Annotated in this window: 14 protein-coding genes and 1 other RNA gene; 2 read left to right on the top strand and 13 right to left on the bottom strand. The window is 70.8% G+C overall.

Annotation, left to right across the window (positions count from 1 at the left end; translation table 11 throughout):
• The 5 genes from SACPADRAFT_RS26740 to SACPADRAFT_RS0209785 form a co-directional block, all read right to left on the bottom strand.
• Positions 1-1,604 (bottom strand): magnesium transporter (locus SACPADRAFT_RS26740; protein ID WP_007024728.1); only part of this gene is annotated, 1,604 nt, incomplete at its 3' end.
• Positions 1,601-4,510, bottom strand: coding sequence for an ATP-binding protein (locus tag SACPADRAFT_RS0209800; RefSeq protein WP_007024727.1), 2,910 nt, complete (start codon positions 4,508-4,510; stop codon positions 1,601-1,603). The genes SACPADRAFT_RS26740 and SACPADRAFT_RS0209800, both read right to left, overlap by 4 nt.
• 3 nt (positions 4,511-4,513) lie before the next feature.
• Entirely contained in the window at positions 4,514-4,996 is a 483-nt protein-coding gene (locus SACPADRAFT_RS0209795) for a hypothetical protein (RefSeq protein WP_007024726.1), read from the bottom strand.
• A gap of 15 nt (positions 4,997-5,011) precedes the next feature.
• Positions 5,012-5,281 carry a hypothetical protein gene (locus SACPADRAFT_RS0209790; protein ID WP_007024725.1) on the bottom strand — a complete coding sequence of 90 codons (270 nt, stop codon included), beginning with the start codon at positions 5,279-5,281 and terminating at the stop codon, positions 5,012-5,014.
• A 562-nt stretch (positions 5,282-5,843) separates the two neighbouring features.
• Positions 5,844-6,710 (bottom strand): SCO6745 family protein, encoded by an 867-nt coding sequence (locus SACPADRAFT_RS0209785; RefSeq protein ID WP_007024724.1) that lies wholly within the window; start codon positions 6,708-6,710, stop codon positions 5,844-5,846.
• A gap of 172 nt (positions 6,711-6,882) precedes the next feature.
• Here SACPADRAFT_RS0209785 and SACPADRAFT_RS0209780 point away from each other — a divergent pair, with 172 nt between their 5' ends.
• Complete coding sequence (locus tag SACPADRAFT_RS0209780; RefSeq protein WP_007024723.1) at positions 6,883-7,593, top strand: DUF4328 domain-containing protein; 711 nt, start codon at positions 6,883-6,885, stop codon at positions 7,591-7,593.
• 83 nt (positions 7,594-7,676) lie between these two features.
• Here the strand turns inward: SACPADRAFT_RS0209780 and SACPADRAFT_RS26735 are convergent, their stop codons facing one another.
• On the bottom strand, positions 7,677-8,015 hold the full coding sequence (locus tag SACPADRAFT_RS26735; protein ID WP_007024722.1) for a tRNA-binding protein: 339 nt from the start codon (positions 8,013-8,015) through the stop codon (positions 7,677-7,679).
• Between the two features lie 175 nt (positions 8,016-8,190).
• On the opposite strand from SACPADRAFT_RS26735, the gene SACPADRAFT_RS0209770 reads away from it, so the two are divergent.
• Positions 8,191-8,664 (top strand): GNAT family N-acetyltransferase, encoded by a 474-nt coding sequence (locus SACPADRAFT_RS0209770; RefSeq protein WP_007024721.1) that lies wholly within the window; start codon positions 8,191-8,193, stop codon positions 8,662-8,664.
• A gap of 72 nt (positions 8,665-8,736) precedes the next feature.
• Here SACPADRAFT_RS0209770 and SACPADRAFT_RS0209765 read toward each other — a convergent pair whose 3' ends face one another.
• The 7 genes from SACPADRAFT_RS0209765 to SACPADRAFT_RS26730 form a co-directional block, all read right to left on the bottom strand.
• Complete coding sequence (locus SACPADRAFT_RS0209765) at positions 8,737-9,744, bottom strand: AlbA family DNA-binding domain-containing protein (RefSeq protein WP_233357153.1); 1,008 nt, start codon at positions 9,742-9,744, stop codon at positions 8,737-8,739.
• A 203-nt stretch (positions 9,745-9,947) separates the two neighbouring features.
• Positions 9,948-10,344, bottom strand: an RNA gene (rnpB, locus tag SACPADRAFT_RS29895) — RNase P RNA component class A.
• Between the two features lie 104 nt (positions 10,345-10,448).
• Complete coding sequence (locus SACPADRAFT_RS0209760; RefSeq protein ID WP_007024719.1) at positions 10,449-10,709, bottom strand: Txe/YoeB family addiction module toxin; 261 nt, start codon at positions 10,707-10,709, stop codon at positions 10,449-10,451.
• Entirely contained in the window at positions 10,706-10,957 is a 252-nt protein-coding gene (locus SACPADRAFT_RS0209755) for a type II toxin-antitoxin system Phd/YefM family antitoxin (RefSeq protein WP_007024718.1), read from the bottom strand. The genes SACPADRAFT_RS0209760 and SACPADRAFT_RS0209755 overlap by 4 nt, the downstream gene beginning before the upstream one ends.
• Positions 10,958-11,074: 117 nt before the next feature.
• Entirely contained in the window at positions 11,075-12,406 is a 1,332-nt protein-coding gene (locus SACPADRAFT_RS0209750; protein WP_007024717.1) for a bifunctional RNase H/acid phosphatase, read from the bottom strand.
• Positions 12,403-13,140 carry a zinc ribbon domain-containing protein gene (locus SACPADRAFT_RS0209745; RefSeq protein WP_007024716.1) on the bottom strand — a complete coding sequence of 246 codons (738 nt, stop codon included), beginning with the start codon at positions 13,138-13,140 and terminating at the stop codon, positions 12,403-12,405. The genes SACPADRAFT_RS0209750 and SACPADRAFT_RS0209745 overlap by 4 nt, the downstream gene beginning before the upstream one ends.
• An 18-nt stretch (positions 13,141-13,158) precedes the next feature.
• Positions 13,159-13,400, bottom strand: a 242-nt coding sequence (locus SACPADRAFT_RS26730; RefSeq protein ID WP_007024715.1) for a Nif3-like dinuclear metal center hexameric protein, incomplete at its 5' end; no start/stop codon positions are given.

Raw genomic sequence — 13,400 nt, 5'->3', positions numbered from 1 at the left:
CGCCGCGCGGCACCGGCGACGACACTGGCCTCGGGCCGGTCGCGCCCACCGGAGAGCACCCCACCCGCACCGCGGGTGTCCGCGCCCCCCGCGGTCCGGTCGTCCTCGGACACCGTGCGCCAGAACTCGTCCTGCGGACTCGGCTCGCCGTTCTTGCGGCGCAGCCGGGAGAACAGGCCCCCGGCGGGCGTCGGCACCGCCGACGACGCCATGCCCACCGACATCTCCACCATCTGCCACAGGCGGCGGCCCGGGCGGCCCACCATGAACAGCAGCACGGTGACCAGCCCGGCCACCACCATCTGGGTCAGCATCGACAACGTGCCGCCCGCCGAGAAGATGGCGCGCAGCAGCAGCGCCTGCACCCCGGCCAACACGGACAGCACCAGCAGGTTGAACGCGACCGTGCCGACGACCTTGCCGACCCGGCGCAGGACGTCGTGGTGCACGATGGCGATCAGTCCGACCAGCGGTGCGGTGAGGGTGAACAACCGCACGAGGATCTGCGCCAGCAGCACCGCCGCCTTCGCGAACAGCTGGAACAGCGCGTAACAGAGGCTCTGCAGGAAGGCCAGGAACCCGACGCCGGTGCGGCTGCCGTCCTCGCCGGTGAAGTATCCCGTGGCGGGGCCGAGTTCGCCCGCGATGCGGACGTACTCCCGCTTCTTCTCGTCGATGACGGCCTCGTCGGCGTCCGCGCCGGAGCGCATCTCCTGCCAGGTGAACGCCTGCGCGTCGAGCAGCTGTCGGCCGTACTCCTCGGCCTGCGGCGCGTCCGGCGCCCCGAACTCGCCGCGCATCCAGTTGTTGTAGATCACCTCGGTGTGCAGGTCGGTGGGCAGCACGTCCCGCACGATCCGGTCCTCGGTCTCGTCGACGAAACCCGCCTGGATGTTCGTGGTGGTCTGCACGATGGCGTTGTCGATGTCGTCGTAGTAGCGCAGCAGTGCCATCGACGACGCCGCGAGCCACACCCCGCCGAGCGCGAACAGCGACCGCTTGCCCACCGTGGACAGGTCGCCGCGCCAGATGTTGCGGAACAGCAGGACGGCGAGGACCAGGGCGGCCAGGCCGAACAACTGGGTGTAGATGTTGTCGTAGACGGTCTCGGCGCCCTGCTGCACGGCGTTGTAGATCGGGGTGAGCAGCCCGCCCTCGAGCACGGTGTAGTGCAGCGAGTTCGTCGCGCCCACGATGTTCTTGCCGATGTTGAACAGCTGGTTGCCCGCCCAGGTGTCGATCGTGGACTCCGGGTCGGACACGCCCGGGCCGAGGGAGATCGCGCCATCGTCGCACTCGTAGACGTGCCACACCATGCCCGCGTAGCCGTAGTCGAGGTAGGCACTCCCGTCCGCACCGTTGCCGGTCGGCGGGTCGAGCGCACCCACCATGCCCGAACCGGGCCGCTCCGGGTTCGGTGCGCACTCCCCGGGGGTCTGGGCCGCGGCGGGGGCGGTGAGCACCAGTTGGGTGCCCAGCAGCGCCACCGCCGCGAGCAGAGCGGGCAGTCGGCGCCGCGGTCCGGGCCGCCGGTCCCGCGTGCGCACCGCACGCCACGCCCAGGCACACGCCGCCACCGTCATCAGCGTCAGCACGGTGTTCATGCGACACCCCTGCCGGTACCGCTCCGGGCGGCTCCCGCGTGCTCCTGTTCCCTCGGTTCCCTCGGTGGGTCGTCCCCGGTGCCGGTCGCGGGGTCGGTGTGCTCGGCCTCGGCGAGCCCGACCTCCAGTTCCGCGGCCAGTTCGAAGTCGGTGTCGGTGCCGTCGGGGTCCGGGCCGCCGGGGACGGGCCGCACGTCGACGGGGGCGGTCCCGTCCGGGGTGTCCCCGTCGGGATCCGGGCCGCCGCGTCCGGCCGCGCGCCGGTCGACGGTCGCGCCCGGCGCCGTGTCCAGCGCGTCCCGCAGGTGCTCCAGATGCGGGCCGGAGAAGTCCACGCGGATCCGTTCCACGCCCCCGGCACCGTCGGCGAACAGGAACTGCCGCGGTTCGGTGTCCCGTTCGACGTCGCGCCGCGATCCCGGCCTGCGGCCGAGCGCGGAGACCACCGACTCGTAGCCCACCCCGACCGGCACCTTCAGCAGCCGCAGCGCGTCCGACTGGGTCTCCTCGTCGTCCAGCCTGCCGACGAAGACCGAGTCGAGCAGGGCCACGAAGCCCTGGATGTTCAGGAAGTCGGCGGGGATCTGGGACGACAGCAGCACCCGGACGTTCCACTTGCGCGAGTCACGGGCGAACCGGTTCATCAGCACCCGGCCCGTGGGCACCTCGGACAGGAAGAACGCCTCGTCGATCCAGACGCCCTTGCGCAGCTCCTTCGGCTTCTCGTACACCGAACGCTGGGTCAGCCACGCCGCGAGGTTGAGCATCTCGATGCCGAGCGCCTCGGCGTCGGTCCAGTGCTCCCGGCCCACGCCCTCCTTCGGCAGGGTCAACCCGGCCATGGTGAGCACGGTCATCCGGTCGTCCCGGGTCTCCGAGTACGGGTCGGCGTCGCTCTCCGGGATCAGCAGCGACATGCGCTCCCGGAGCTCGTCGAGGAAGTCGGCCACGACGATCGCGTGCTCGTGGTGTTCACTGGAGTCCCGGCGCAGGGCGTCGATCACCTGCCCCGGGTCGGCGTCGTGGCGCCCGCCCACCGTGCGGACCGCGCGCAGCAGCACGATCCGGGTCTGCGGCATCCGCGCCACCTCGTAGGGGAGCACGCCGGTGAGCACGTCGAGCACCAGCCGCCGCCGGGTGGCGCCGGCCAGCGCCCGCTCGCGACGCCAGGCCCGTTCCGGGTCGTCCTCGTCGAGGAAGTGTTCGAGCTGCGGCTCGGGCACCACCCGGTAGGGGTTGAGGATCCCGGGTTGGGCGTTGAGCAGGTTGATCGGGCGTGCGTACGGGCGGATCTCGGGCAGCTCGCACAACTGGGACAGCGGCCCCGACGGGTCGAGGATCGTCCAGTGCGCCCCCGCGCGCAGGGTCTTGTAGACGATCCCGCCGCCGAGGAACGACTTGCCGCCGCCGAGTCCGGCCACCAGCGCCGTCAGTCCGGAGCCGTCCCGGACCTCCTGGGCCATCCACGGGTCCCAGGCCACCGGGCGGCGCGTGGCGGTGCAGGTCTCCCCGAGCAGGATGCCGCGCCGGTCGCCGACCTCGGCGGTGGCCGTGGGGACGGACGAGGCGGCCCAGACCACCGACCCACGTCGGAGGTAGGCACCGGAGGACAGTGCCTCCCCGGGGATGAACTCCCGGGCCAGCGCGTACTGCGCCTCGGGATGTTCGATCGCGACCTTCGGCTTGTAGAGGTCGAGCATCTGCTGCGCCAGTTTCAGGGCGTCCCGCTCGGTGGGGCCGGACACGGCGAGCCGCCACCACGACCGCACCCTGGTGGCCAGTGCGGTGAAGCCGGTGGTCATCTCGTCGTCGATCTCGAGCACCCGGGACGCCTGCCGGGCCAGCGACTGCGGCGGTTCCAGGTCGTGCTCGTCGGTGTAGTGCTTGACCTGCGAGCGCACCTTGTTCATCTGCCGCTGCAGTTCCCCGGAGACCTCCTCGGGCCTGCGCACGTAGATGCGGGCCGACCACTCGACGGGCGCGGGCAGGCGGTCGGCGTGCTGCACCCACGGGTCGTCGACCTCGGGGATCTGCAGGCCGTGCATCTGGCCGACCGTGAGCACGGCGACGTGCCGGGTCAGCCCCGCGTTGGAACCCGTGCGCCCGCGCACGGTGACGGTGGGCGCGTAGGGCTCGCTGTGCATGTCGGCGGCGTCGGTGAAGCTGGCCAGGTCCTCCGGCTCCCACGCCGCGCCCGGTACGGCGGGCAGGTTGCGCGGCGCGGGCAGTCCCAGCGAGCACGAGCGGTGCATCAACCAGGAGATCTCCTCGGCCTGCACCGGCCTGCCCTCCAGCCCCGCCGAGCCGATCACCTGGTCGAGGTGCTCGATCTCGGAGTCCAGCGCCGCGAGCTCGGCGTCGACCGCCTCGGGCAGCACCTTGCGCAGCAGTGGCGCGGCACGCTCGACGGCACGGTCCATGACCCGGCGGGTCTGGACCTGCACGCCGAGGTAGACCTCCTTCTCGGCCATCGAACGCCCGAGCAGCTGCTGCTGTTCGCCGACCAGATAGTCGTCGAACGACAGCGCGTCCGGCACGTCCTCCGGCCGGTGGCGGGCGTTGTGGACGTGCGCCTCGGCCCACATCCTGATGGGATAGGGCCTGGTGGTGACCCGCAGGTGCATCCACCGGCCCTGGAGCTCGGCGTACTGGCCCGCGATGGCGGCGATCAGGTCGCGGCGCTGGGAGTCGGAACGGAACGACCAGCGCTGCGGGGCCAGCCGGTACCAGGCGTAGACCTCGTTGCCGGTGCGGAGCAGATGGCCGTCGATCGAGCGGGCGGCGATGGACGGGGTGTAGTGGGGTATGGCCTCCTCACCGGGCAGTCTCCTGCCGCGGTGGGGCCCCTCGGCCTGTTGCGCTGGTGCCGGGGGCTGCACTTTCCGGCTGCGGCCGCGACCGAACAACGACTACCTCCCCAGCGTCGCCGGTGGGCGACGACGTGCTCGTGGTGGGCTGTCTGACGGAGGGGCGGCAGGGGACGGGGGCGCCGGGTCCTCCCGGGCGCGGCGGCGGTGTCCGTCCCGCGGCCGGGGTCTCTCCGTCCGCACCCGGACCCGGCTCGCACCGGCCGCACCGCCCGTCCCGGTTCGACGTTCCCTCGGTGCGTGGAGCTCGCGCATCCACATGGTCAGCACCGCCCCCAACGGTCGCTCGTGGCTGATCTTCGACGTGATGACGCGGGTGAGCGCGATCGTGATGACGAACGCCCACGCCGTGGAGAAGAACCCGAACCCGATGCCGATCTGCCGTTCGACGGCGAGCACCACCAGGAACAGCGGGATGCCCACGCCCCAGGCCACGTACCGGGCCCGCCACGGGAAGGTGGCCTTCGGCGGCCCCAACCACACCGCGTCGACGCGGTAGATCTCGTCGTCCGTCCGGATGCGCACCGCGCGAGCCCTACGTCAGGTCGTGGTGGTGAACAGGCCGGCGAGCCACTCACCGACGTCCACACCGAGACCGCTCACCGCGAGGCCGACGATGGCCAGAGCCACCACCACGCCGGCCAGCCTCCGCATGACGCCCGCGTTGTCGCCCTTACCACCTCCGAGCCACAGCAACAGCAGGGCGACGGCGAGCAGGACCAGCGGGATGATGTTGTCCAGGATCCAGCCCTGGACGTTGTTCGTGTCGAGCTCGGCCTGCGCCAGTGTCGCAAGCGTCAACGTGGTCATCGCGTACTCCCGAGCGCCCGGGGGGTGGTGCGCCGCGCACCGGTGTGCGCCGCGCCGGGTTTCCGGCACAAGCCGTGTTCAAACAACATCATGGCGTGATGCGGGGTGGGGGTCAAAGGTGCGGAACCGGATGACCGCTGCGGCATTCGACCTCCCTCGGCGCTGTCGCACACGCAGCCCGTGCGTCCACTCCCGTCGAGCGTGACCACTCACCCACGTGCGTCGATCCCTCTCACAGTCTGTGCCAGAACTCCCTCGGTCGGTGACCGCTGGAACAGTGAATCATGCCCGGGCCAGGGGCCGGGGAGGACTCCGGCGAGTGGTGTCCGCCACTCCCCCGCTCCGCCCCGCCGCACTTCACCCGTTCGGACGACACGCACGACCGGGATCACCCCGTTCCCCGACAGCGAGCAACACCCCCACCCCGAGAACCACCCGTTCGGGGTTGCGCCCCGTGGGGTGCCGTGAAGGCCCCCCTGCCTGCGTCCGACGCAGCGAGGGCCCCCTTCACTGCGTCCGGTGCAGCGAAGGGGGCCTTCACGGCACACTCCGGCGGCGTGGGTCAGGAGCGGTCGAACAGCTCGCGGGGGATGGCGCCGGCCTTGAGGGCGGTGCGGGCGAAGTCGCGGCCGAGTTCGGCGATGCGGGCGGCCTTCTCCGGGCCGATGTGCCGGTACGGACCGGTCGCCACCGCGTTGGTGTGTTCCTCGATCCGGGCGCGCCAGGCACGGCCGCGCTCGGTGAGTCCGCCCCCGGTGTCCAGGACGCCCTGCTCGCGCAGGTCGGTCTCGGCCGCCGCCCACTCCGCGTCCGACCAGCCGCGGGTCGCCTTGGCGGCCTGCTCGTTGAAGCCTTCGCCCGTGGCCGTGTGCGTCACCAGCGCGTGCAGCCCGGACATCCCCTCCGCGACGAGCGCGGCGATGTGCCCGTCCCCGCGGAATTCGCGCAACAGGGTGATGTCGTGCCACAACGCGGTGACCGGGTCGGTGGGCCGGTCGAGGTCGGCGTGCGCGGCGTACAGCGGGCGGCCCTCCGGGGTGCAGCCCTCGGCCGCCTCGCGCACCAGGCCCGCCAGCTTGGCCAGTTCCGCCGAGTCGGCGGCCTCGGCACCGAGCAGTCTGCGCAGCGCCTCACCGGCCTTGGCGAAGCGCAGCTTGAGCACCTCGTCCGGCTCGACCAGCCCCCACGCGCGCGGCACGTGCCGCGCCACCAGCTCCGGGCTGAAGTTGTAGAACGTCGCGGTCACCATGCCGGCGCCCACCGGACCCAGGGGCGCGGCCCGGCCCGCGAAGTAGCACATGCGCCCCTGCTTCAGGCCCGCGTCGACAAAGGCCTGTTCGACCTCCGGCGCGAAGTACACCATCGAGTGCAGGGGTTCGAGCGTCTGGTGGCACCGCAGTGCCACGGCTTCGAGATCGGCGCGATCCATGCGCGCACCCTATGCGCACCCACCCGTACGGGGGAAGGTCGCGCGGCACGGCCCGGACCGTCCCGTGTCCTGCGTCACGGGGGCCGGGTGGTCGGTGTCGGCAATTCGTCGGACAGGACCGCTGACGGCGGTGTAGAACTCGACCTCCCCACACACCGCTGGAAGGAGACCGGTGACCACATCCGCACCCACCCCGCCGGACGCCGGGGCCACGCACCCCACGGGTCGACACCGCCCGACCGCCGGCCTCGGGACCGCCGCGTCCGTCCTGATCGGCCTGGTTGCCTCGTACGGTGTGGTGACCACGTGGCTGGGCTGGGAGCTGTACACGCTGGTGTCCGACGCCGTCACCGGTTCCCGGACGGTCACCTTCGCCGAGGTCGAGGCGCTGGACAGCCTGTCGCTGACCCTGGCACTGCTCTACCTGGCGCTCGGTGTGGTGACCGCTGTGACGTTCCTCGTGTGGCTGTGGCGCGCGCGGGCCAACGCCGAACGGGCCTCCACGACGCCGCACCGTCGCGCCCGCGGCTGGGTGCTGGGCGGGTGGTTCGTGCCCGTGGTGAACTTCTGGTTCCCGTACCAGGTCGTGGCCGACGTCTACCGGGCGAGCGCCCCGAACGGATCGCGCGGCACCCCGTGGCTCGCGTGGTGGTGGGCCTCGTGGCTCGTCGCGCTCGTCCTCGACCGCGTCTCCTCGACCGTGGTCAAGGAGGCGGAACCCACCGTGGACACGTTCCGCACCCTCGCGATCACCCAGACGCTCACGGGCGTGGCGCTGATGAGCGCGGCGATCCCCCTCGTCGTCCTGCTGCAGCGCATCACCGCGTGGCAGAACAGGTCCGGGATGCAGGCACCGGCCGGTCAGGATTCGACCGCGGGCTGACTCCGGCACCGTTTCGGCACCGGGTGGTGCGGGCACGGCCTCCACACCTCACCCGGTGCCGGGACGGCCGGGGCCGCCGCGCGTCAGAGCAACCGGGTGCCGTCCGGGACCGGGTGGTCGAAACCGGCCAGCACCACCCGGCCGTCCGCGTCGTGCGCGCCGGTCACCAGCACCTCGGACTTCACCCCCGCCACCCGCTTCGGCTCGAAGTTGCACACGCACAGCACCTGACGGCCGACGAGTTCGGTCGCGCCGTAGTGCTCGGTGACCTGCGCGCTGGAGGTGCGTCGGCCGAGCTCCGGCCCGAGGTCCACGGTGAGCACGTACGCGGGTTTCCGGGCCTTCTCGTTGACCTCGGCCGCCACCACCGTGCCGACCCGCAGCTCGACCTTCTCGAAGTCCGCCCACTCGATCACCGGCACACCGGCACCTCGCCTCCTGTCCGCACCGACACCGACGACGCCACCGACACCGATACGAACCGGTGGCGTCGTCGCTGATCCTGCCACCACCGATCCGTCCCGCCACACGGCACCGCCGACCGACGGTGTCGGAAAGCCGGAGACACCGACGGCCTCCGACGGCGACAATCGGCCCATGGAACAGCTCACCGTGCGCCCTCCCGAGGAGGAGGAACTTCCCGCACTCGCCGAACTGCGGTGGGAATGGGTCCTGGAGAAGGGGGAGACACCCACGATCGGTCGCGACGAGTTCCGCACGGAATTCGTCCGGTGGACCCTCCGGAACACCGCATCCCACTGCCCGTTGGTCCTGCTCCGGGGTCGGGAGGTCATCGGCATGGCGTGGTTGGCGCTGTTGCCACGGGTCCCGACGCCCCACTCGGTCGAACGGTTGGCGGGTGACGTGCAGTGCGTGTACGTCGTCCCGGGGGAACGGAACCACGGCCACGGTGGTCGGCTCGTCACCGCCGTCCTGCGACTGGCGGAAGAGCTCGGACTGGTCCGGGTGACGGTGCATTCCAGCGACCGGGCGATCTCCGTGTACCAGCGCCACGGCTTCTCCGCCCGGACCCGTCTTCTCCAGACCGATGTCCCGACGTCCGTTCCGTGAACCACGAGCGGTCGGTCGGGATCGAAGGCCCCCGGACATCGGCGAAACGCTTCCGTGGATCCGCGTACCGCCTCAGCTCGTGCGGCGACCCCCGCTACGGGTCGAACGCCGGGTGCGCTGCCGGTCCGGGAACTTCGGACCGGCAGCGTAGCGTACGGCTACGCCACGTCTCTGCGTCGAGCTCCGCGTAATGATCTCTCGACCGACGAGTTCCCGGAGGATGTCCCGTGCCTGATAGACATCAACATCGAACAGTCGTTGAATCGTCCGATTGTTGATTTCCCCGTAGTCGTTGATGTGCTCGATCACCTTCTTGTCGATGTCGTCCATGGCCCGACTGTGGTAGCTCACCGCGTGCCCGAGTTGGGCGACCACCTCCGCACGGAGCCGGTACGAGGGAAAGCGGCGGCTCATCGTGCCGCGTGTCGGTTCGAGCACGTCGACGGGTTCCGCGGACAAGCGCTTCAACGCTGCCTGCGCCAGTGCGCGGAGCAGATCCGGGTCGGTGAAATCGGCGTACTTGCGACGTGCCGCGTCCGTCGACGTCGACAACAGGCGACGCACGTAGCGCAGAGCGAGCGGATCGATATCCTCGACCGCACGCCCACTCGAATGGGAGGACCAGTCGACGCCCCGCCGCTCCTCCGAGAGCCGAGCGACATCCAACGGCCGCATGGGTACGCAGTCGGTACTGATCCGCTGGTATGTGTAACCCTTTACGGTCGCATGAACCTCCAGCCCCTCCGGCACCCGGATCTCGAGGAGTCGTCGATCAGCGAAGACCACGTCGTCCACCTCGACGAGTAGCCCCGGGTTGGTCAACTGGTGGACCCGCGAACGCCACTCCCCGGCGTCGAGGTCGCAACCCACGAAAGCATCCGGACCGGACTTGTTGTCGGCGACACCGACCACGATCGTTCCGCCTCGTGAATTGGCGAAGCACACCGCCGCCTCCGCCAGGTCCAGACAGGCGTCCTTGACCTGCGGCTTCTGCTCCTTGAAGTCGAGAACGTCGTTCTCGACCTTCGAGGCCGCCCTGCCGTTCACGACCGCGGTCAACGCAGCCTGGACACTGCTCACTTTGAGGCCCCCTTTGAGGAAGGTAACGGACTTACTGCATCCCCAAAGTCGGCTCAAAGCACGCCGCTCCCCACCTGCCGTGAGCAGGACGACGGGAGAGTGCACCCAATGGATGGTCTGGCGGTCGCGCGAGAACATCGTCGCGCGACGCGACCGAACAGATTCTGATCAGCGCCCTTCGGCACGTTGCCACCCGAGGTAGGTGGACGAGTTGGCATGTAAGCCGGATTCTGTCCTCCGTCCCGCCAGAGCGGGACGGGAGGCGGCCATCCATCTGGGCCTGCCGTCGCCGACAGGCTCAAGCGGCCTACCCGCAGGCATCGGACGGGCCGCCCTCGAACGCCTGCGCAGGAGCTCACGCTCCCTCTTGGCCTTGCTCCGGGTGGGGTTTGCCGAGCCGTCCCGGTCACCCGGGACGCTGGTGGTCTCTTACACCACCGTTTCACCCTTACCCGGCCGTCAGGGGCCGGGCGGTCTGTTTTCTGTGGCACTTTCCCGCGGGTCACCCCGGGTTGCGGTTAGCAACCACCCTGCCCTGTGGAGTCCGGACTTTCCTCGACCGGGGACGACGTCCCCGACCGCGGCCGCCCTGCCAACTCGTCCACGTCCAGGATACCCGCCGCCCCGTACCCGCCCGCCGACGGTGTGTCAGCGGCCGTGCGTGGGCCCGGCGGGCCGGCGGTGTGGCGCCGCAGATTCGCCCCTTATTTCCCGTAGTGATAGCGACATGCGGCAATCCTGATTTCGGTGCCGACAACCTTGTACACGAGCCGGTGTTCATCGGTGATGCGACGGGACCAGTAGCCTTGGAAACCGTGTTTGAGGGGTTCGGGTTTACCGATACCCTCGTTGCCGTTCCGGTCGATGTCCTTGATCAACGTGTTGATGCGCTTGAGGACCTTACGGTCTTCCGTTTGCCACCGGACGTAGTCGTCCCAGGCACTCTCGTCCCAAACGATCTTCATTCAGTGAGGTCCCGCTCGACGCCACCACCACTTTCCAACCTGTCGATGGAGGCGAGCAGTCGACGGGCGTTCTCCGGGTTGCGCAGGAGATACGCGGTCTCTTTCAGCGCCTCGTAGTCCTCGAGGGAGACCATGACCACCGGCTCGTGACCCGCGCGGGTGATCACGACTTCTTCACGGTCCTCGACCACCGAGTCCAGAGTCTCGGCGTACTTCGCGCGCGACTCCGAGTACGTCATGGTTCGCATGACCCCTCCTCCCACTCTTGTACAAGAAATTGTACGCCGCGGGGTCTGGGGGTGGCAACGTCCGAAGACGGTCAGGCGGAGGTCAGCCACGAGCGGCGGAGCCGAACGGACCCGGTGTCAGGGCAGGTGGCTGGTGTCGTTGACCAGGCGGACGGAGGTGTTGTCGTCCGGGTAGAAGTCGACCAGCGACAGCGAGGCCAGGTCCAGGTGCAGCCGGAACAGCAGTGCCGGGCCCGCGTCGAGCGCGGTGCGCAGCACCGACTTGATCGGGGTGACATGGCTGACCACGACGACGGTGCGGCCGGCATAGCGGTCGAGGATGTCGTCCAGTGCCGTGTGGATGCGGGTGTGCACCTCGTCGAAGCTCTCCCCGCCGGGCGGGCGCACCGAGGTGTCGCCGAGCCAACGGCCGTGAATCTCCGGATCGCGGCGTGCGGCCTCGCCGAAGGTAAAACCCTCCCACTCGCCGAAGTCGGTCTCGATCAGCCCGCGGTGGGTGACGACCCGGCCGCCGAGCGCGTCGGCCACGGCCCGCGCCGTCTCCGTCGCGCGGGTCAGCGGGGACGACACCACGGCCACGTCCCCGTCGCCGAGGTCGTCCCACGTGGCGATGCGCTTGGCCGCGGCCTCCGCCTGCCGGTGCCCGAGGTCGGTGAGGGCGGCGTCGCCGCGGCCGGAGTACCGCCGCTCGACCGACAGCGCGGTCTGCCCGTGCCGCAGCAACAGCAGGCGTGTGGGGGTGCCCAGGGCACCGGTCCACCGTCCGGGCGCGGCACGGTCGGGCTCGGCACTGTCGGGCTCGGTGCGATCGGGCGCAGTGCGATCGGGCGCGGTGCGATCGGGCGCAGTGGGGTCCGACCCGGCTCGGACGGAGTCGGCGATCGGGTCGGTTCCCCGCGTCTCCCGCGTCTCCCGCGTCTCCCGCGCCGTCGGCGCGGTCGCGGTGTCCCCGCCGGCCGCACCGGCACCGTCGGCCACCAGGGTGGCGTCGGTGTCCGCGGCCCGTGTGCCGGACCCCTCCCCGGCCGCGCCGCCGTTCGCCTGGGTGTCCATCGCCTCGTTGGCGAGACGGTCGGCGTGCTTGTTGCGCTCGCGCGGGATCCACTCGTAGCGCACCGCGTCGAAGCCGGACGCCAGTTCCTTCGCCCGCAGCGCGAGCGGCTTCAGCATCGCGTTCTTGATCTTCCAGCGGCCGCACATCTGCTCGACGACCAGCTTGGAATCCATCTTGACGTCCACAGTGGAGGCACCCACCGCCGCGGCGGCCTCCAGCCCCGCGACCAGCCCCCGGTACTCGGCGACGTTGTTCGTCGTGACGCCGAGGCCCTCCTGACGCTCGGTGAGCACCTCCCCGGTATCGGCGTCCCGGACCACCGCGCCGTAGCCGGCCGGTCCGGGGTTCCCGCGCGATCCGCCGTCCGCCTCGACGACCACCCGGCCGCCGGTCACAGCCCCGACTCCAGGGTCCGCACGAGGATGGCGTCACAGTTCTCGCACTGGACGACCTCGTCCTCGGGACTGTTCTTGATCTCGGCGATCGTGCTGCGGTCGAGTTCGAGCTGGCAGGACCCGCACCGGCGCGCCTTCAGCAGGGCCGCACCGATGCCCTTGTGTCCGCGCACCCGCTCGTAGAGGGCCAGCAGGTCCTCCGGCACCTTCGGCGTCAGCTCCGCCCGGTCGGCCTCGCGCCGCGCCTGGGTCGCGTCGAGGTCGGCCACCGCCTCGTCCCGGCGCCCGCGCGCGTCCGCCAGCGCCCGTTCGGCCTCGTCCACCTCGGCCGCCGTGCGCTGCACGTCGGTGTCCAGCGCCTCCTTGCGCTCCATCAGCTCCAGCTGGTCGTCCTCCAGCGCCGACTGCCTGCGCGCCAGGGTGTCGAGTTCGTGTTCGAGCTCGGTGAGCTGCTTGGCCGACACCGACCCGGACTCCATCATCTTCCGGTCCCGGTCGGCGCGGGCGCGCACCGCCTCGACCTCGCTCTCCTGCTTGGTGACCTCACGGTCGAGGTCCGAGGCCGCGGTCTGCGCCGCCACGAGCGCGTCCCGGCGCTCGGTCACCCGCTTCTCGGACTCCTCGATCTCGGCCAGCTCGGGCAGGGTGCGGCGGCGGTGTGCCACCCGGGACAGCTCGGCGTCGACCTTCGCGAGGTCGAGCAGCTGACGCTGCGCGGCGGGTTCTGCCTTCACTGCATTCTCCGTTCGTCCTCACACTCGCAGGTTCCACGGATCGGTGCACCGCGTGGACACGTGGACCTCGACGTTACCCGCCTGCCGGAGCACCCCGGCGGCTTGGCCGCACCACGGCCACTCGCTCGCCCAGTGGGTGAGCCCGACCAGCGCGGGCCCGCCCGCTTCGAGCTGTTCTCCCGCGGGGTGGTGCCGCAGGTCCGCGGTCACGTAGGCGTCGACACCGGCCGCGGCGGCCGTGCCGAGGTGGCCGTCGCCCG

The sequence above is a fragment of the Saccharomonospora iraqiensis subsp. paurometabolica YIM 90007 genome (assembly GCF_000231035.2).
In the GTDB taxonomy this organism is placed as follows: Bacteria; Actinomycetota; Actinomycetes; order Mycobacteriales; family Pseudonocardiaceae; genus Saccharomonospora; species Saccharomonospora paurometabolica.
Note: the sequence above shows the minus strand (reverse complement) of the source record. Positions and strands in the feature narration are given on the sequence as shown.